Raw genomic sequence first — 19,072 nt, forward strand, 5'->3', positions numbered from 1 at the left:
AGGATATAATGGCTTTTAAAGATGTATTTAAAGGATTCTTTGCATATGAAGATGAAGAAGATTATGTAGAGGAACAAAGTGACAAAGTAAGAGAACCTGCGCAAAAAAAGGTTGTCAAAGAAACTTATGTTCCTGAAAAAAAGGTTGTACGTACAGAAAGTTTCCAAAAACAATCGAAACCTAAGATGAAAGTGAATGAAGAAAAAGTGACGAAAGCGAATGTTGTTAATATGCATGATGATATAATGAATGTAAGCTCAAAAGTATGTTTGTTTGAACCGCGCGTATTCTCAGACACACAAGATATTGCAGATGAATTAAAGAATAGACGTGCAACGCTCGTAAATCTGCAGCGAATCGATAAAATATCAGCAAAGCGTATTATCGATTTCTTAAGTGGTACAGTGTATGCTATTGGCGGAGATATACAGCGTATCGGTCAGGATATCTTTTTGTGTACACCTGACAACGTTGAAGTGGCAGGTACGATAACAGAAATGCTAGAGGCACCAGAAGAGGAGAATGAATGAGTACATATATGATTGTTTATAATCTATTTAATTTTTTAATGCTATTTTTAGAAATATTTTACTGGGGCATGATCATCTACTTCTTTATGTCATGGCTGCCAGGAGCAAGAGAATCAAAGATTGGTCGCATGATGAGTAAGGTATATGAGCCGATACTAGAACCCTTTAGAAGAGTGATTCCGCCACTAGGTATGTTTGATGTTTCGTCAATAGCGGCATTGATTGTTTTGCGCTTTTTCATGAAAGGCATCGCAGCGATATTCACCATCATATTAAACAGTTTGGCATAAGTCGTACCGGTTATGATAGCTTTGTTACTTATAAACTATTATGACCGGTAAATTATGTTTGGGAAAGGGAATTTATGAGTATTTATCAGCATTTCAGATATGAAGAAATTGATACTGTTAAAGTATTGGAAGACCTGGTCGCACAGGCAAAAAGCCAGTATGCACCAATACTCACGCACTTTTTAGATCCAAGACAGCAGTTTATTTTAACGACGCTCGTCAACAGAACGGATTTAAACGTATCTTTTTATGGTGGAAGTGGCGAAAGAGAACGTGTCCGTGCACTCATTTATCCAGAATACTATGAAGTACAGCAAGAAGATTTCGAGGTTAGTGCCTTTAAAGTGAAATATGCACAGAAGTTTGTAACGTTAACCCATCGCAACGTTCTTGGTGCACTCATGCAACTTGGATTTAAACGTGAGTATCTCGGGGATATAATTACAGGTGACGAATTACAGATTGTAATTGCCTCTCATTTGAATGATTATCTAGTACAGCATCTGACAAAACTTAAAGGATCAACCGTAAAACTTATTGCGATAGATGCAGATACATTGAATGAGGCCGTTGAAACATATCAATCACATCATGCCACAGTTTCTAGTTTAAGGCTCGATGTGGTTGTTGCTGAAATGATGCGTAAATCAAGAGCGATAGCACAAAAGCATATCGAAGCAGGTCATATTAAGGTAAATCATGTTATAATAGATAAAGTAAGCTTCGTTATTGCGTCTGGGGATACACTCTCAATTAAAGGCTATGGTCGTGCGCAGCTTACTGAAATAGGAGATTTAACGAAAAAGAATAAAAACCGAATTACATATAAAACATTATTTAATCAATAGTACGAGGTGAGACAATGAAATATAGTCCAGAAGAAATTAAGTTAAAACAGTTCAACGTAGTACATAAAGGTCTGAATGAAAATGAAGTCCGTAACTATCTGGAAGAATTAAGCAATGAACTTGAAACATTACGTCGCGAAAAGAAGATGCTGGAACAGCTGATTGCTGATAAAGACGAGAATATCAATCGTTTTAAGAATGTAGAGAATACGATTTCTGATGCTATCCTAGTCGCACAACGTGCAGGCGATGAAATTAAGGCAGCTGCAGGCATGCAGGCAGATGTCATTATTAAGGATGCAAAAAGTCATGCAGATCTCATCGTGAATGATGCTATGCAAAAAGCGCGTGAAATTGCTTATCAGACAGAAGATATGAAGCGCCAATCTAAGATTTTCAGATCACGTTTCCAGCTGTTAGTTGAAGCGCAGCTAGACCTTCTTAAAACTGAAGACTGGGATTATTTGCTTAACTATGAACTGGATACACGTCCATTACAAGAAGATGCTGCCCCTCAAATAGATCCAGCTGTAAATCAAGGTGGCGGATCAGTAGATAAAAATGAAATTTCTGAAAACTAGGACTTACGTTTTTTAAAGTTTCATGTTAATATTAGAAATAACAAACATGTAGAACCGGATTGAAGTCCTGTTATGAAAGCGAACGAGGGATAGTGTGAGCCTTGGCATAACGCCTTTAATCAGATCACTCTACTCAAAAAAATCATACTAAACATAAAGCGAGCTCTGTAAGAGTTAATCCAGGTGGTACCGCGGCAATTGTCGTCCTGATTAATGATTATAGACTCGCTTTTTTTAAAGGAGAAGAACTATGGATTATAAAGACACATTATTAATGCCGAAGACAGATTTTCCGATGCGTGGAGGTTTACCGAATAAAGAACCCCAAATTCAGGCGCAGTGGGATGAAAAGAAGCTCTATGAAAAAATATTAAAGAAAAACGAAGGTAGAACGCCTTATGTTCTTCATGATGGTCCTCCTTACGCAAATGGACAGATTCATATGGGACATGCATTAAATAAAATTATTAAAGACATGATTATGCGTTATAAAGCTATGAATGGATTCTATGCCCCTTATGTACCTGGATGGGATACGCATGGTCTTCCGATTGAAACGGCACTGACGAAAAAAGGAGTGGACCGCAAATCAATGTCTGAAGCGGAGTTCCGCGAATTATGTCGCGCATATGCCTTAGAACAAATTGAATTACAAAAGTCCGATTTTAAACGATTAGGTGTTAATGGTGACTGGGAGAATCCATACATTACATTGCAGGAAAAATTTGAAGCTGAGCAGATTCGTCTGTTCGGTGACATGGCTGCTAAAGGATATATTTATAAAGGTAAAAAACCTGTCTACTGGTCGCCTTCAAGCGAATCTTCATTAGCTGAAGCAGAGATTGAATATCAAGATAAAGTATCTCCTTCAATCTATGTTGCATTTGATGTATTAGATGGTAAAGGTTTAGTCGATGATGATGTGAAATTTGTTATCTGGACGACGACGCCTTGGACATTACCCGCTAACGTTGCGATTGCGTTAAACAAAGATTTAGACTATGTACAAGTACGTGTAAATGATACATCATATATCGTAGCACAGGCTTTATTAGATAATGTTTGTGATGCAGTTGGCTGGGAAAAAGAAGGTGTTCAGATTGAGAAGACATTCAAGGGTGCTGACTTAGAATTTGTTAAAGCACGTCATCCATTTATCAATCGTGAGTCTTTAATCATCTTAGGGGATCACGTTACAACAGACGCTGGTACAGGATGTGTACATACTGCGCCAGGACACGGGGAAGATGACTTTATCATCGGTCAGAAATATGAGTTAGATGTGATCTCACCTGTGGATGGTAAAGGCGTTTACACAAGTGAAGCTGGTGAATTTGAAGGGATGTACTACGACAAAGCGAATAAAGTAATCACTGAGAAGTTAGAAGCTTCAGGTCACCTATTAAAACTTGACTTCTTCAAGCACTCATATCCGCATGACTGGAGAACGAAGAAACCAGTTATCTTCCGTGCCACACCACAATGGTTTGCATCGATTAATAAAGTGCGTCAAGATATCCTGGATGCAATCGAAGAAACAGAATTTAAAGTGGACTGGGGTAAGACGCGTATTTACAATATGATTCGTGACCGTGGTGACTGGGTGATTTCACGTCAGCGTGTATGGGGCGTGCCACTTCCAGTATTCTATGCCGAAAATGGTGACATCATCATGGATAAAGCGGTAATTGAACATGTTGCGACACTTGTTGAAAAGCATGGGACAAACGTTTGGTACGAAAGAGAAGCGAAAGATTTATTGCCAGAAGGGTTTACACATCCAGGTAGTCCGAACGGAGTATTTACAAAAGAAACAGATATTATGGACGTTTGGTTTGACTCAGGTTCATCTCACCGTGGTGTATTGGAAGCGCGTCCGGAATTATCATTCCCAGCTGATTTATACTTCGAAGGGAGTGACCAGTATCGTGGATGGTTCAACTCATCGATCACAACAGCAGTTGCTACACGTGGCAAGTCCCCTTATAAGAAATTATTATCGCACGGTTTCGTAATGGATGGACAAGGACGTAAGATGAGTAAATCATTAGGAAATACAGTACTACCAGAGAAAGTTGTCAAACAGATGGGTGCAGATATTATCCGCCTATGGGTAATGTCCGTAGATTATTTAGCAGACGTTCGTATTTCTGATGATATCTTAAAGCAAGTCTCTGAAGTATATCGTAAGATTCGTAACACATTTAAGTTCCTGTTAGGAAATGTAAATGATTTTAATCCGGCAACGGATGCCGTTCCTTATGCAGAACTTGTAGAGATTGATCAGTTTATGTTAAATAAATTATATACATTCGTTAATAATGCACATAAACATTATGATAATAACGATTACTTATTCATGTATCAAGAGTTACAGAACTTTATCAACGTAGAATTAAGTAACTTCTATCTGGATTATGGTAAAGATATCCTTTATATCGAAGCACAGGATAGTCATGTCCGTCGTAGTATGCAGACGGTTGTCTATGAAGTATTGACATCATTAACGAAAGTGTTAGCACCAATTATTCCACATACTGCTGATGAAATCTGGAGCCATACGCCACATGTGGATGAAGAAAGCGTACATTTAGCAGATATGCCAGAAGTACAGACTGTAGACACAGCGTTGATCGGTAAATGGAATCATTTCCTAGAGATTCGCGATGATGTACTAAAAGCAATCGAAGAAACACGTAACGATAAAGTAATCGGTAAATCACTTGAAGCGGCTGTATATATTCAGGCGAAAAACGAAGAGGACCAAGCATTGCTCAAATCATTCGATAATCTGCATCAACTCTTCATCACATCTTATGCAGAAGTTGTTGATGAACCGCAAGGAACAGATTATAACTTGAGTAACGTACTTGTAAAGCATGCTGAAGGTGAGAAATGTGAACGCTGCTGGAATTACTCTACAGTACTTACAGAAGAAAGCCACGCACACCCACATGTGTGTCCAAGATGTTTATCAGTACTTGAATCTAAATAATATTAAAACCAGGATCTCCTGGTTTTTTTTTTTTTTTTTTAGTATTTTAAAATTAAATAAAAATATTATGTAAACTAATAAGTTTGAAGACGAAACGACGTTTATGTGTTAAAATAACAAAGATTGGAGTGAGGACATGAATCGTAAATATCGCATTATACCAATGACTTTATATACCGCCATATTGATATTGATGGATCAAATTTCAAAATATATTATTGTAAAGACAATGAATATCGGAGAGAGCATACCTGTAATCGGTGATGTATTACAAATAACTTCTCATCGTAATTACGGAGCGGCATGGGGAATGCTTCAAAATCAGATGATCTTCTTCTATATTATTACTATCATCGTACTCATTGCACTTATCTATTTTTATTATAAGGAAGCAGCAGATAATTTACTGATGCAGTGTGGACTAATGCTTATTTTTGCAGGTGCAATCGGAAACTTTATCGACAGATTATTTAGAGGGAATGTCGTTGATTTTATCGATACGAAGATTATTAACTATGACTTTCCGATATTTAATGTTGCAGATAGTTGTCTGACAATCGGCGTATTTATTTTACTTTATGAGCTTTTATTTAACCAAAAAGAGGAGAAATCACATGGAAACATTTAATTTTGAAATAAACGAAGAAGAAACAGGCATACGTATTGACAAATTTCTTGCGGATGCAAATCCAGACTGGTCACGCAGTCAGATTCAGGACTGGATTAAAAACGATCTCGTTTTAGTGAACGGCAAAGTCATTAAATCGAATTATAAACTGCGTTTAAATGATGAAATTTCAGTGACTGAGAAACCAGTAGAAGAGATCGATCTCGTAGCACAAGATTTAGGTTTAGAAATTTATTATGAAGATAAGGACGTTGCTATTGTCTATAAACCAAAAGGTATGGTGGTACATCCTGCACCAGGACATCCAGATGGAACGTTAGTGAATGGATTGATGCATGCAATCACAGACTTATCAGGTATCAATGGTGAGATTCGTCCAGGCATCGTTCATCGTATCGATAAGGATACTTCAGGACTATTGATGATTGCCAAGAATGATATTGCACATCGTGGTCTAGTCGATCAGCTCGTGGATAAATCCGTTACGCGTAAATATACGGCATTAGTTCATGGCGTGATTCCGCATGAATTTGGTACAATTGATGCGCCGATTGGGCGTAATCAGAAAGACCGTCAGGAAATGGCTATTGTTGACAATGGTAAACACGCAGTTACACACTTTAATGTGCTTGAAACATTTGATAAGTATACACTTGTAGAATGTGTGCTTGAAACAGGTCGTACACATCAGATTCGTGTGCATATGAAGCATATCGGTTTTCCACTTGTCGGAGACCCGAAATATGGTCCGAAGAAGACGATGGATATCGGTGGACAGGCGTTACATGCAGGCGTATTAGGCTTTGAACATCCTGTTACTGGAGAATATATTGAACACAGTGCACCGCTTCCAGAATACTTTGAAGAACTGCTGACAAAGTTAAGAAAATAGTGTGTAATTTTACTTTTTCGATTGACAAAACATTTTAGAGTGTTAGTATTAATCTAAATAAATCACGTTAAGCTTTTAAATAAGTCCAGAGAGACTTATAAGGCGTCGAGAAAACCTCACGTCTATTTGGCGTGAGGTTTTTTAGGAGGGACACTATGGATAAGCGTATTATTCTTGATGACAAGGCAATTGACCGCACGTTGACGCGAATCGCACATGAAATATTAGAGAACAATAAAGGTGCACATGACCTTGTATTACTCGGTATTAGAACGCGTGGTATTTATCTGGCACAACGCATTCAGTCTAAAATTGAGAAGATTGATGGAATTACTGTGCCTACAGGTGTATTAGATGTAACACAATATCGTGATGATGTGACAGATCGTGTCTCACAGGACGTCGTTGCATATACGATTGATACAGATATGAATAATAGACATGTTGTCATCGTTGATGATGTGCTCTATACAGGGAGAACAGTGCGTGCCTCGCTCGATGCGATACTTGATCATGTACGTCCAAAACGTATCAGCTTAGCTACGTTAATAGATAGAGGGCATCGTGAACTTCCGATTCGTGCAGACTTTATCGGTAAGAATATTCCAACAGCATTAAGTGAAGAAATTGTTGTCATGCTGGATGAAGTTGACGACAAAACACAAGTATATATTAAGTAATCCTTTTAAATTGGTACGAGAGACCAGCAAAGGGTTTAAGTGATAACAGACACTTAAGTCTCTTTGCGTACGCAAAGAGACTTTTTTTATTATATGGAGGGATATTATGACAAACGAAGAAATTTATGAACGAACAGTTGAACCAATTTTAGATGTGCATGAGAAACCGAAAGCAAGTGAGTGGTTACTCTTAAGTTCTCAGCACTTATTTGCAATGTTTGGTGCAACTGTACTTGTACCTTTTCTGACGGGGCTACCTGTGTCAGCAGCGCTTATTGCTTCAGGGTTAGGAACTTTGCTCTATATATTGATTACTAAAGGAAAGATTCCTGCATATCTTGGCTCAAGCTTTGCATTTATCACACCGATTATTGTGGGATTAAAAACACATAGTCTAGGTGAAATGTTGATGGCGCTTTTTATGAGTGGTCTGATGTATGTGATTATCGGAATAGTCATCAAGTTCGTAGGTGTGAACTGGCTGCTTAAATTACTGCCACCTGTTGTTGTCGGGCCTGTTATTATGGTCATCGGACTTGGACTAGCACCTGTAGCTGTAAACATGGCGATGTATACAAATAGTGGGACGATGGAAGGGTATAGCATTAAATACTTATTTATTGCATTCGCAACACTCGTTACAGTGATTATCTTCTCGGTGCTCGTTCGAGGCTTCCTGTCAATCATTCCAGTACTCATTGGCATAATTGTCGGATATATCACAGCATTAGGTCTTGGGATCGTAGATTTAAGTGGCATTCAAAAAGCAAAATGGTTCCAGCTTCCGGACGTACATGTTCCGTTCGTAAGCTATACACCGAGTATTGACTGGATGCTTGTCCTTATTATGCTGCCAATCGTCTTCGTAACAGTGAGTGAACACATCGGTCACCAAGTTGTGATCAATAAGATCGTCGGACGTAACTTCTTCAAAGATCCGGGATTACATCGCAGCTTAATTGGAGACGGTGTCTCAACGATGCTTGCTTCAATTATCGGTGGACCACCGAGCACGACATATGGTGAGAACATCGGGGTGCTTGCGATTACACGTATCTATAGTATATGGGTCATCGGAGGGGCCGCAGCACTTGCCGTGATTCTTGGATTTGTAGGTAAGTTTACAGCCCTCGTATCAAGTATTCCGACACCAGTTATGGGTGGTGTCTCAATATTATTATTCGGGATTATTGCTTCAAGTGGCTTAAGAATGCTCGTCGAATCCAAAGTGGATTTTGGGGATAAGCGTAACTTAGTGATTGCTTCAGTCATATTAGTGCTGGGTATCGGTAAAGCACATCTTGACTTTAGTGTCGGTCAAATCAACTTGAACATCGAAGGCATGGCGCTCGCAGCACTGGCTGGAATATTACTTAATGCGATATTACCTGAATCAAAAGTACATGAAGACTATTAAGGGGTGGAATAATGAAACATCTGCATTCGATTACTGAACTTTCAAATGATGAAATTATGCACACGATTGAACGTGCAATAATGATTAAAAATGGTGAAATAAAACGCTATGAAAATATTTATACGGCAAATCTCTTCTTTGAAAATTCAACACGTACAAAATGCTCATTCGAGATGGCAGAGAGAAAGCTCGGCCTGCAAGTCATACCGTTTGAAACGAGTACTTCAAGTGTAACGAAAGGTGAAAGTCTGTATGATACTTGTAAGACGCTTGAGCGTATTGGGTGCGATGTGCTGGTAATCAGACATCCTGAGAATAATTATTACGAGCAGTTAAAGTGCCTTAACATACCGGTAGTCAACGGAGGAGATGGCAGCGGTCAGCATCCGACACAGTGTCTACTGGATTTGATGACCATCTATGAAGAATATGGAAATTTTGAAGGATTGAAGATAATCATCTGTGGAGATATCTTAAATTCACGTGTCGCAAGAAGTAATTATCATGCGCTTTCTAGTCTAGGTGCACAAGTTAAATTTGTTGCACCTGAAATTTGGCAGGATCATTCATTGGATGCTGAATATGTCAGGATTGATGATGCGATTGAAGAGGTTGATGTCTGTATGCTGCTACGTGTGCAGCATGAACGTCATGACGAAGATGCTTCAAACTTTTCTCAAGTCAACTATAACAGGATGTATGGGTTAACAAGAGAAAGGTATGATAGATTGAAGGAGGACGCTATTATATTACATCCGGCCCCAGTGAATCGGGGTGTCGAGATTGATAGTGAACTTGTCGAAGCGCCGAAGTCACGTATATTTAAGCAGATGGAAAACGGTGTCTACACACGTATGAGTATTTTAAGTCAAGTCATTGAAAATAATCGATAGGAGTGTTGAATATGTCAACTTTATTAAGAGGCGGAAAAGTATTAGTTAATGATGAACTTGTTTCAAAGGATATTCGAATAGAAGACGGGAAAATAGTCGAGATGGGTGAAAAGTTAAACGTCTATAATTCAGAGATTATTGACCTTGACGGTAAGTTTGTAACGCAGGGCTTTGTTGATGTACATGTTCACCTGCGTGAACCTGGTGGTGAACATAAGGAGACGATTGAGACAGGCACACGTGCAGCAGCACGCGGTGGATTTACAACAGTCTGTCCGATGCCGAATACACGACCAGTTCCTGATAGTGTGGAACATATTGAAGCATTGAATCAATCGATTAAACAGAATGCGAAGGTGCGTGTGTTACCGTATGCATCTATCACCGAAAGACAACTTGGAAAAGACTTAGTGGATTTTAAGGCGCTAAAAGAACACGGTGCATTTGCTTTTACAGATGATGGTGTCGGTGTACAGACAGCATCTATCATGTATGAAGCGATGCAGCAGGCTGCACAACTTAATATGGCGATTGTTGCCCACTGTGAAGATAATTCACTCATTTATGGTGGTGCAATGCATGAAGGGAAAGTATCAAAAGCCCTTAATATTCCTGGTATTCCTTCAATTTGTGAAGCTGTACAGATTGCTCGAGATGTACTATTAGCTGAAGCAGCGGATTGTCACTATCATGTGTGCCACGTATCGAGTAAAGAAAGTGTGCGTGTCATACGTGACGCAAAGCGTGCAGGCATTAAAGTGACGGCAGAAGTGACGCCCCATCATCTATTACTGAATGAAACTGCAATTACAGAAGATGATGCGATTCTTAAGATGAATCCACCGCTTCGTAGTGAAGAGGACCATCAGACATTGATAGAGGCATTACTTGACGGCACAATCGACTTTATCGCAACAGATCATGCACCTCATGCTGCAGATGAGAAGGATCAGCCGATGATAAAAGCACCGTTTGGTATCGTTGGCAGTGAAACAGCATTTCCATTGTTATATACAAAATTCGTTAAAAATGAGGATTGGACATTAGGCCAGCTTATTGACTATTTAGCAGTAAAACCAGGTCAAGTGTTTGATTTACCATACGGCAAATCTTTAGAAGTTGGTAGTATTGCAGACATCGCAGTCATTGATCTCGACGAGGAATATGAAATTAAAGCTGAAGACTTCTTATCAAAGTCAAACAACACACCATTTATCGGAGAACATGTCTACGGCAATGTGAAGCTAACACTTGTCGAAGGACAAATCGCTTATCAGGAGGGGCAACATGCGTAAACAAAGATATCTTGTATTAGAAGATGGCACTACATTTAAAGGATATAGATTTGGAAGTGACAAAGAGGTAGTAGGAGAAATCGTATTTAATACTGCGATGACAGGTTATCAGGAGACATTATCAGATCCGTCATATACAGGACAAATCATTACATTCACTTATCCGTTAATCGGAAACTACGGTATTAACCGTGACGACTTCGAAACGCTAACCCCGTCTCTTAAAGGTATGGTTGTGCGTGAAGCATGTGATTTGCCGAGTAACTTCCGCAATATGGCAACACTGGATGAGACATTAAGAAGCTATGATGTTCCAGGTATCGACGGTGTAGATACTAGAAAATTAACACGTATAATCCGTCAGCACGGGGTACTGAAAGCTGCCATCATCAATGATGAAAGTAATATTGATGTGACAATTGAACGTTTGAAAGAAGAAACGCTACCTACAGATGAAGTTGCGCAAGTATCAACAAAAAGTGCATATGTGTCTACAGGTAACGATCTGCGTGTCGTGCTTATCGATTTCGGAAAGAAAGAAAACATTGTCCGTGAACTGAACTCACGTGGCTGTGATGTAACAGTAATGCCATATACGACAACAGCTGAGGAGATTATCAGGCTGAGACCGGACGGTGTAATGCTGTCGAACGGACCAGGGAATCCAGAAGTTGTAACTGAAGGAATAGAAATGATAAAAGGGATTTTAGGAAAAGTTCCATTCTTCGGTATATGTCTAGGACATCAGCTGTTCGCACTCGCAAGTGGTGCAACGACATTCAAGATGAAGTTTGGACATCGTGGTGCTAACCATCCAGTGAAAAACTTAGCGACAGGTAAGATTGAAATCACATCTCAGAATCATGGTTACGCGGTGGATCCGGAATCGATCAAAAACACAGACCTTGAAATTACACATACAGCTTTAAACGATGGAACAGTAGAAGGGCTGAAGCATAAGGCATTACCTGCATTCTCGGTGCAGTATCACCCAGAAGCGTCACCAGGTCCTCATGATCCAAACTATTTATTTGATCAGTTTATCGACTTAATGAAAGAAAATAAGGAGCGTGTCACAAATGCCTAAACGTAATGATATCAAAACAATTCTCGTAATCGGTTCAGGGCCAATTATTATTGGACAAGCTGCAGAGTTTGACTATGCAGGTACACAAGCATGTCTTGCATTAAAAGAAGAAGGATATAAAGTAATATTAGTGAACTCAAACCCTGCAACGATAATGACGGATACTGAAATTGCAGATAAGGTTTATATCGAACCCTTAACGTTAGACTTTGTCTCACGTATTATTCGTAAAGAGCAGCCAGATGCATTACTGCCGACACTTGGTGGACAGACAGGATTAAACATGGCGGTTCAGCTGCATGAAGCAGGAATTCTGGAAGAAAATAATGTTACGCTGCTTGGAACGAAATTATCTTCAATAGAACAAGCGGAAGACAGAGATTTATTCCGTAACTTAATGAATGAATTGAATGAGCCTGTCCCTGAAAGTGATATCGTTAATACGGTTCAACAGGCGATTGATTTTGCGACAAGTATCGGTTATCCGGTAATCGTTCGTCCAGCATTCACGATGGGGGGAACAGGAGGCGGTATCTGTCACGATGAAAAAGAACTCGTTGAAATCGTGACAAATGGTCTGAAGTATTCACCTGTGACACAATGTTTGATTGAGAAATCCATTGCAGGTTATAAAGAGATTGAATACGAAGTGATGCGTGACTCAAACGATAATGCCATCGTAGTATGTAATATGGAGAATATCGATCCAGTTGGAATTCATACAGGAGATTCGATCGTTGTCGCACCGAGTCAGACGTTGACAGACAAAGAATATCATATGTTACGTGACGTATCGCTGAAGATTATCCGTGCATTAGGGATAGAGGGTGGATGTAACGTACAGTTAGCACTGGATCCCCATTCATTCAATTACTACATTATAGAAGTAAACCCACGTGTATCACGTTCGTCAGCGCTTGCATCTAAAGCTACAGGTTACCCGATTGCGAAACTTGCCGCGAAGATTGCTGTAGGATTAACGCTTGATGAGATGATGAACCCAGTAACAGGTACAAGCTATGCTGCATTTGAACCAGCGCTTGATTACGTTGTATCTAAGATTCCGCGTTTCCCATTCGATAAATTTGAAAAAGGTGAACGTGTGCTAGGTACGCAGATGAAAGCGACTGGTGAAGTTATGGCGATCGGACGAACATATGAAGAGTCATTGCTTAAAGCAATTCGTTCGTTAGAGTATGGTGTACATCACCTTGGATTACCAAACGGTGAAGACTTTGAACTTGATTTCATTAAACAGCGAATCGGTGAACAAGATGATGAGCGTCTCTTCTTCATCGGTGAAGCAATCCGTCGAGGTGTGACTTTAGAAGAGATTCATGAGATGACACAAATTGATTATTTCTTCTTAAATAAGTTCCAGCATATCATTGATATCGAGCATGACTTAAAGGACAATGTCGGTGATATCGATCACTTAATCTGGGCTAAGAAATACGGATTCAGTGATAAAGTGATAGCCCATCGCTGGAATATGACAGAAAAAGAAATCTATGATATCCGTCATGCAAACAATATTCTGCCTGTTTACAAAATGGTGGACACATGTGCATCTGAATTTGAATCGAATACGCCTTACTTCTATGGCACATACGAAACTGAAAATGAATCTATTCGTTCTGATAAGAAGAAAGTTGTCGTGCTTGGATCTGGACCAATCCGTATCGGTCAAGGGGTAGAGTTTGACTATGCAACTGTGCATGCCGTATGGGCAATTCGTGAAGCAGGTTATGAAGCAATTATCATTAACAATAACCCCGAAACAGTGTCAACAGATTTCTCTATTTCAGATAAACTATACTTTGAACCTTTAACGGAAGAAGATGTGATGAACATCATTAACCTGGAGCAGCCAGAAGGCGTTGTAGTTCAGTTTGGTGGACAGACAGCAATTAACTTAGCTGAAAAACTTACGAAATATGGTGTGAAAGTATTAGGAACATCTTTAGAAAATTTAGACCGTGCGGAAGATCGTAAAGAATTCGAAGCGTTAATGCAGAGAATTGAAATTCCTCAGCCTCTGGGTAAAACTGCAACTTCTGTTGAAGAAGCAGTAGCAAATGCAGACTTTATCGGCTATCCTGTCCTTGTGCGTCCTTCATATGTACTCGGTGGACGTGCGATGGAAATTGTTTATAACGAAGAAGAACTAATCAATTATATGACGCAAGCTGTTAAAGCGAGTCCTGAGCATCCTGTATTAATCGATAGATATTTAACAGGTAAAGAAATTGAAGTTGATGCGATTTGTGATGGTGAAACGGTCGTAATTCCAGGCATTATGGAACATATCGAACGTGCAGGGGTTCACTCAGGTGACTCGATTGCGGTATATCCACCGCAAACATTAACTGAAAAGCAAATTGCGACGCTGGAAGACTATACGAAACGTTTAGCACATGGTTTAGAGATTAAAGGATTACTGAACATTCAATATGTTATTAGTAATGATGAAGTATTCGTGCTTGAAGTAAACCCACGCGCGAGCCGTACGGTACCATTCTTAAGTAAGATTACTGACGTACCGATGGCAAACTTAGCGATGAAAGCAATTTTAGGTGAATCGTTAATTTCTAAAGGTTACAAAGACGGACTTGTTCCTTACAAAGAAGGTGTTTATGTCAAAGCGCCGGTATTCAGCTTCTCTAAACTTAAAAATGTTGACATTACACTCGGACCTGAGATGAAATCTACAGGTGAAGTGATGGGTAAAGATATTACGTTAGAAAAAGCACTATATAAAGGGCTGGTTGCAAGTGGACTTCAAGTTAAGGATCACGGAACTGTGCTTATTACAGTTGCTGATAAAGATAAAGCAGAAGCACTAGGGCTTGCAAAACGTTTCCATGAAGTAGGTTATCGCATTATGGCAACGAGTGGTACAGCGAAGTTGCTTAAAGAAAATGATATTCCGGTTGTTGAAGTGAGTAAGATTGGTAGCGAATTTAACTTACTTGATGTTATTCGTGACGGACATGTCCAGATTGTCATCAATACAATGACGAAAGGGAAGCAAATTGAACGTGATGGCTTCCAGATTCGTCGTGATTCAGTTGATAACGGTGTACCATGTCTAACATCTCTTGATACAGCACGAGCATTACTTGAAGTCATTGAAAGCATGACATTTAATATGAATCAAATGTAGGGGGTCTATTGATGCAGGAAGAGATGCGAGTCGTTAAACAAACAAGTATCGCAAGAAATATATACGAAATCGTTTTACAAGGTGACATTACAAAAAACATGACAAAGCCGGGACAATTTGTGCATATGCGTGTTGGCAACAGTTCAGAGTTTATGCTGAGACGTCCAATTTCTATCTGCTCAGTAGATCAACAGGCACAGACTTTAACGTGTTTATATCGTGCTGAAGGAAAAGGTACAACGCAGTTATCACAACTGAAATCAGGTGATAGCGTAAATATATTAGCACCACTAGGGAATGGTTTTCCAGTAGAAGCTGCACAGAAAACAGCATTACTCATCGGTGGAGGTATCGGTGTACCACCATTATATGAATTATCTAAGCAACTCAATGCACGTGGCATTAAAACAATCCACGTGCTCGGCTTTCAGTCGGCTGAAGATATGTTTTATATTAAACAGTTTGAAGCGCTTGGTACGACGCATGTTGCGACAGTTGATGGGACATATGGTACGAAAGGTTTTGTAACAGATGTTATAAATGCGATACCGGTCGACTATGATACGTTCTATACATGTGGTCCAATCGTCATGATTAAGGCGATACAGGAGACGTTACCACATACGCCAGGTTTTGTTTCATTGGAAGAGCGTATGGGATGCGGTATCGGGGCATGTTATGCATGTGTATGTGAAGCGGATAATGAAGATGGCTACGTGAAGATTTGTACGGACGGCCCAGTATTTGAGAAAGGGGCACTTGCACTATGAGATTAAATATTGAACTACCAGGATTGAACTTAAAAAACCCGGTCATGCCTGCGAGTGGATGCTTTGCTTTCGGTAAAGAGTATGCACAGTTTATGGACTTAAATGAACTCGGTGCAATAATGATTAAAGCTGCGACACCAGAACGCAGATTCGGTAATCCGACGCCGCGTGTTGCAGAAACATCAAGTGGTATGATCAATGCGATAGGATTGCAGAATCCAGGTGTCGACCATATTATTCAGCATGAACTGAAGTGGCTGGAACAATTTGAAACACCCATCATCGCAAATGTTGCAGGTTCTAAAGTTGAAGATTACGTTGAAGTTGCAGAGAAGATTTCAAAGGCTCCGAATGTGTGTGCACTTGAACTTAATATTTCATGTCCGAACGTTAAGGAAGGCGGTATACAGTTCGGGACTGATCCTGACACTGCGAAGGAATTAACGCGTAAAGTTAAAGCAGTATCAAGTGTTCCAGTATACGTCAAGCTTTCTCCAAATGTTACAAACATTGTAGAGATGGCGAGTGCAGTTGCTGAATATGCCGATGGTATTACGATGATTAACACATTAGTAGGGTTAAGGATCAATGAAAGAACGGGTGCTCCGATTATTTCTAACGTAATCGGAGGGTTAAGTGGCCCTGCTGTTAAACCAGTTGCGATGCGTATGGTTTATGAAGTGCGTCGCGCATTGCCGAATATTCCGATTATCGCTATGGGTGGCATTACAGAAGCACAAGACGTTATCGATTATATTTCAGTTGGTGCAGATGCCGTCGCTGTTGGTACAGCTAACTTCCAGAATCCAACAGTTTGTAAAGATATCATTGATGCATTGCCAGGTCTTTTAGATAAATTGGGTGCTAATCATATTCATGAATTAAAAGGACGTACACAGGAGGCAGTGAAATGACAAAACCCATTATAGCTTTAGACTTTAAAGATATGGAAGCCGTAAGAATATTTTTAAAGCCGTTCAATGAATCATTATTTGTTAAAGTAGGGATGGAACTTTATTTACAGAATGGCCCGGATATCATAAAAGAAATTCGTAATCAAGGTCATGAGATCTTTCTGGACTTAAAGTTGCATGATATTCCGAATACAGTAGGTCAGGCAATGAAAGGATTAGGAAATCTAGATATTCAGATGGTGAATGTACATGCTGCTGGCGGCTCCATCATGATGCAGCGTGCCTTAGAAGGGTTACGTGATAGCGGTAGCACTGCGTCACTCGTTGCAGTGACACAGCTGACAAGTACTTCCGAACTCATGATGCAGCAGGAGCAGAACATTCAGTCTTCCATTAATGACAGTATTTTAAACTATGCAACGTTAGCACAGAAGTCTGGACTTGATGGTGTCGTATGTTCGGCAAATGAAAGTGCAATGATTAGAGATGCATTAGGGGCATCATTCTTGAAAGTAACGCCGGGTATTCGTACACCTGAAGATGCAAAAGGCGATCAAGTACGCATTGCAACGCCTGAATTTGCGAAATTGAATGGTGCAACACATATCGTTGTCGGGCGTTCAATTACACAAGATACAAATCCAGTCGCAAAATATCATCAAATAAAGAAAGCGTGGGAAACAGATGTTAAATAAAGAAATCGCAAAAGCATTGCTAGAAATTGAAGCAGTATCATTACAACCGAATGATATGTTTACCTGGTCCTCAGGAATTAAAAGTCCGATATACTGTGATAATCGATTAACAATGAGTTATCCTGCGGTACGAGATCAGATTGCTGAAGGTTTAAAGTCTTTGATTGAAACACATTTCAGTGATGTAGAGGTATTAGCAGGAACAGCGACTGCAGGTATTCCACATGCAGCATTTACTGCACAGAAGATGAACTTACCGATGAGTTACGTGCGCTCATCCAGTAAAAAACATGGTAAAGGGAATCAGATTGAAGGCCGTGTATTAGAAGGGCAGAAGGTTGTTGTCGTAGAAGATTTAATTTCTACTGGGGGATCAGCGATTGAAGCAGCGGATGCATTAACAGCGCATGGTGCGGATGTATTAGGCATCGTTGCAATATTTACATACGGATTAAGCAAAGGGAAAGAAAGATTAGCACAAGCAGGATATCCATACTATACGCTTTCTGATTTCGATAGTCTCGTTGAGGTTGCAAGTGAGACAGGGGAGATTGAACAAAGTGATATTGAAGGATTAATTAACTGGCGTGATAACTTATAAGCAAAAAGAAACTGTTTAATGTATACTATCATTAAACAGTTTTTATTTTTTTGAGGTGAGAGAATGGGCAAATGGGACCACATTAATAAGTTTATTAAAGAAGATGACGATAGAAAGAACGTTGTCAACGATTCATTGGACCAGCAACATGTAAAGACCAGCAAAAGAAAACAGGTAATCGCACAAGTAAAGCAACCGATTAAAGAATTTGATTACCATATCGATTCTTTCTTGAACTATGCTTACCGCTCATTTGTCATGCCGAATAAAATAATAGATAACAGCAAAAGTAGTAAATATTTTTATTTTGCGGTTAGTAACTACTGTATCTTCTTGTGTATGCTCTATCTGCTTGGTGCATTTCACCTACGTACGTTTAATAATCTGGAAGGCATTAATTATGTAGTCAGTGGGGGTACATTTGCTTTAATCGCTATTCTAATGACGTATTTAATTCAGATGCTTGCTTTAAATCGGAGTAATAACTTCTATAAAGTATTTGTAGATACGATCAGCTACTATACGCTGTACAATTTCTTTATGCTTATCGAGCTGCTTTGTGTGTATCTACGCCCAGAATTCGTCATGATCATCTATACGATAAGATTTTTAATTATTATGACAGTGCCGATCAAACTCTTCTTTACATATAAAGAGATGAACAAGATAGAGATTGATGTCTTCCCGTTGCATATTCTATATATCATCATTATGGTGAGCTATATTTATATTACTAGAGACATGCCATGGCTGAACTTCTTTAAGTTTGTTCCTTCTGTGTAAATAAAGT

18 protein-coding genes are annotated in these 19,072 nt (G+C 39.4%); all 18 read left to right on the top strand.

The features are described 5' to 3' along the window. Positions 1-8: 8 nt before the first annotated feature. The 18 genes from QA539_RS04235 (at position 9) to QA539_RS04320 (ending at position 19,065) form a co-directional block, all read left to right on the top strand. The gene (locus QA539_RS04235) at positions 9-530 is read left to right on the top strand and encodes a cell division protein SepF (RefSeq protein WP_219494513.1); all 522 of its coding nucleotides are present in this window, start codon (positions 9-11) and stop codon (positions 528-530) included. After that, positions 527-820: a YggT family protein gene (locus tag QA539_RS04240; protein ID WP_419895516.1), complete on the top strand. Its 294-nt coding sequence runs from the start codon at positions 527-529 to the stop codon at positions 818-820. The genes QA539_RS04235 and QA539_RS04240 overlap by 4 nt, the downstream gene beginning before the upstream one ends. 74 nt (positions 821-894) lie before the next feature. Then, the gene (locus tag QA539_RS04245) at positions 895-1,668 is read left to right on the top strand and encodes an RNA-binding protein (protein ID WP_419895517.1); all 774 of its coding nucleotides are present in this window, start codon (positions 895-897) and stop codon (positions 1,666-1,668) included. Between the two features lie 14 nt (positions 1,669-1,682). Continuing rightward, positions 1,683-2,249 (top strand): DivIVA domain-containing protein, encoded by a 567-nt coding sequence (locus QA539_RS04250; RefSeq protein WP_219494518.1) that lies wholly within the window; start codon positions 1,683-1,685, stop codon positions 2,247-2,249. Between the two features lie 250 nt (positions 2,250-2,499). Beyond that, positions 2,500-5,244 (top strand): isoleucine--tRNA ligase, encoded by a 2,745-nt coding sequence (ileS, locus tag QA539_RS04255; protein ID WP_419895518.1) that lies wholly within the window; start codon positions 2,500-2,502, stop codon positions 5,242-5,244. Positions 5,245-5,380: 136 nt separating this feature from the next. Then, entirely contained in the window at positions 5,381-5,872 is a 492-nt protein-coding gene (gene lspA, locus QA539_RS04260; protein WP_099483238.1) for a signal peptidase II, read from the top strand. Continuing rightward, positions 5,859-6,764, top strand: coding sequence for an RluA family pseudouridine synthase (locus QA539_RS04265; protein ID WP_219494521.1), 906 nt, complete (start codon positions 5,859-5,861; stop codon positions 6,762-6,764). Before lspA ends, QA539_RS04265 begins: the two co-directional genes overlap by 14 nt. Before the next feature lie 155 nt (positions 6,765-6,919). After that, complete coding sequence (gene pyrR / locus QA539_RS04270) at positions 6,920-7,444, top strand: bifunctional pyr operon transcriptional regulator/uracil phosphoribosyltransferase PyrR (RefSeq protein WP_133418592.1); 525 nt, start codon at positions 6,920-6,922, stop codon at positions 7,442-7,444. A gap of 106 nt (positions 7,445-7,550) precedes the next feature. Further along, positions 7,551-8,861: a uracil-xanthine permease family protein gene (locus QA539_RS04275; protein WP_419895519.1), complete on the top strand. Its 1,311-nt coding sequence runs from the start codon at positions 7,551-7,553 to the stop codon at positions 8,859-8,861. An 11-nt stretch (positions 8,862-8,872) separates the two neighbouring features. Beyond that, positions 8,873-9,754 (top strand): aspartate carbamoyltransferase catalytic subunit, encoded by an 882-nt coding sequence (locus QA539_RS04280; protein WP_419895520.1) that lies wholly within the window; start codon positions 8,873-8,875, stop codon positions 9,752-9,754. A gap of 11 nt (positions 9,755-9,765) precedes the next feature. After that, complete coding sequence (locus QA539_RS04285; RefSeq protein ID WP_419895521.1) at positions 9,766-11,049, top strand: dihydroorotase; 1,284 nt, start codon at positions 9,766-9,768, stop codon at positions 11,047-11,049. Then, a complete protein-coding gene (gene carA / locus QA539_RS04290; RefSeq protein ID WP_419895522.1) occupies positions 11,042-12,136 on the top strand; it encodes a glutamine-hydrolyzing carbamoyl-phosphate synthase small subunit in 1,095 nt (364 codons plus the stop codon). The genes QA539_RS04285 and carA overlap by 8 nt, the downstream gene beginning before the upstream one ends. Further along, positions 12,129-15,302: a carbamoyl-phosphate synthase large subunit gene (gene carB / locus QA539_RS04295; protein ID WP_219494531.1), complete on the top strand. Its 3,174-nt coding sequence runs from the start codon at positions 12,129-12,131 to the stop codon at positions 15,300-15,302. The genes carA and carB overlap by 8 nt, the downstream gene beginning before the upstream one ends. Before the next feature lie 11 nt (positions 15,303-15,313). Continuing rightward, the gene (locus QA539_RS04300; protein WP_219494533.1) at positions 15,314-16,072 is read left to right on the top strand and encodes a dihydroorotate dehydrogenase electron transfer subunit; all 759 of its coding nucleotides are present in this window, start codon (positions 15,314-15,316) and stop codon (positions 16,070-16,072) included. Beyond that, positions 16,069-16,986 carry a dihydroorotate dehydrogenase gene (locus QA539_RS04305; RefSeq protein ID WP_413474417.1) on the top strand — a complete coding sequence of 306 codons (918 nt, stop codon included), beginning with the start codon at positions 16,069-16,071 and terminating at the stop codon, positions 16,984-16,986. Before QA539_RS04300 ends, QA539_RS04305 begins: the two co-directional genes overlap by 4 nt. Beyond that, on the top strand, positions 16,983-17,681 hold the full coding sequence (gene pyrF / locus QA539_RS04310) for an orotidine-5'-phosphate decarboxylase (RefSeq protein ID WP_419895523.1): 699 nt from the start codon (positions 16,983-16,985) through the stop codon (positions 17,679-17,681). Before QA539_RS04305 ends, pyrF begins: the two co-directional genes overlap by 4 nt. Further along, the gene (gene pyrE / locus QA539_RS04315) at positions 17,671-18,282 is read left to right on the top strand and encodes an orotate phosphoribosyltransferase (RefSeq protein WP_419895524.1); all 612 of its coding nucleotides are present in this window, start codon (positions 17,671-17,673) and stop codon (positions 18,280-18,282) included. Before pyrF ends, pyrE begins: the two co-directional genes overlap by 11 nt. A gap of 63 nt (positions 18,283-18,345) precedes the next feature. Then, positions 18,346-19,065: a hypothetical protein gene (locus QA539_RS04320; RefSeq protein WP_219494540.1), complete on the top strand. Its 720-nt coding sequence runs from the start codon at positions 18,346-18,348 to the stop codon at positions 19,063-19,065. Positions 19,066-19,072 lie beyond the last annotated feature (7 nt).

The organism is Macrococcus psychrotolerans (assembly GCF_038095555.1).
GTDB classification, from domain to species: Bacteria; Bacillota; Bacilli; order Staphylococcales; family Staphylococcaceae; genus Macrococcoides; species Macrococcoides psychrotolerans.

Bases quoted from the DNA above. Each gene is read 5' to 3' on its own strand.
- QA539_RS04235 (WP_219494513.1), top strand. From the start codon at position 9: ATGGCTTTTAAAGATGTATTTAAAGGATTCTTTGCATATGAAGATGAA.
- QA539_RS04240 (WP_419895516.1), top strand. From the start codon at position 527: ATGAGTACATATATGATTGTTTATAATCTATTTAATTTTTTAATGCTA.
- QA539_RS04245 (WP_419895517.1), top strand. From the start codon at position 895: ATGAGTATTTATCAGCATTTCAGATATGAAGAAATTGATACTGTTAAA.
- QA539_RS04250 (WP_219494518.1), top strand. From the start codon at position 1,683: ATGAAATATAGTCCAGAAGAAATTAAGTTAAAACAGTTCAACGTAGTA.
- ileS (WP_419895518.1), top strand. From the start codon at position 2,500: ATGGATTATAAAGACACATTATTAATGCCGAAGACAGATTTTCCGATG.
- lspA (WP_099483238.1), top strand. From the start codon at position 5,381: ATGAATCGTAAATATCGCATTATACCAATGACTTTATATACCGCCATA.
- QA539_RS04265 (WP_219494521.1), top strand. From the start codon at position 5,859: ATGGAAACATTTAATTTTGAAATAAACGAAGAAGAAACAGGCATACGT.
- pyrR (WP_133418592.1), top strand. From the start codon at position 6,920: ATGGATAAGCGTATTATTCTTGATGACAAGGCAATTGACCGCACGTTG.
- QA539_RS04275 (WP_419895519.1), top strand. From the start codon at position 7,551: ATGACAAACGAAGAAATTTATGAACGAACAGTTGAACCAATTTTAGAT.
- QA539_RS04280 (WP_419895520.1), top strand. From the start codon at position 8,873: ATGAAACATCTGCATTCGATTACTGAACTTTCAAATGATGAAATTATG.
- QA539_RS04285 (WP_419895521.1), top strand. From the start codon at position 9,766: ATGTCAACTTTATTAAGAGGCGGAAAAGTATTAGTTAATGATGAACTT.
- carA (WP_419895522.1), top strand. From the start codon at position 11,042: ATGCGTAAACAAAGATATCTTGTATTAGAAGATGGCACTACATTTAAA.
- carB (WP_219494531.1), top strand. From the start codon at position 12,129: ATGCCTAAACGTAATGATATCAAAACAATTCTCGTAATCGGTTCAGGG.
- QA539_RS04300 (WP_219494533.1), top strand. From the start codon at position 15,314: ATGCAGGAAGAGATGCGAGTCGTTAAACAAACAAGTATCGCAAGAAAT.
- QA539_RS04305 (WP_413474417.1), top strand. From the start codon at position 16,069: ATGAGATTAAATATTGAACTACCAGGATTGAACTTAAAAAACCCGGTC.
- pyrF (WP_419895523.1), top strand. From the start codon at position 16,983: ATGACAAAACCCATTATAGCTTTAGACTTTAAAGATATGGAAGCCGTA.
- pyrE (WP_419895524.1), top strand. From the start codon at position 17,671: ATGTTAAATAAAGAAATCGCAAAAGCATTGCTAGAAATTGAAGCAGTA.
- QA539_RS04320 (WP_219494540.1), top strand. From the start codon at position 18,346: ATGGGCAAATGGGACCACATTAATAAGTTTATTAAAGAAGATGACGAT.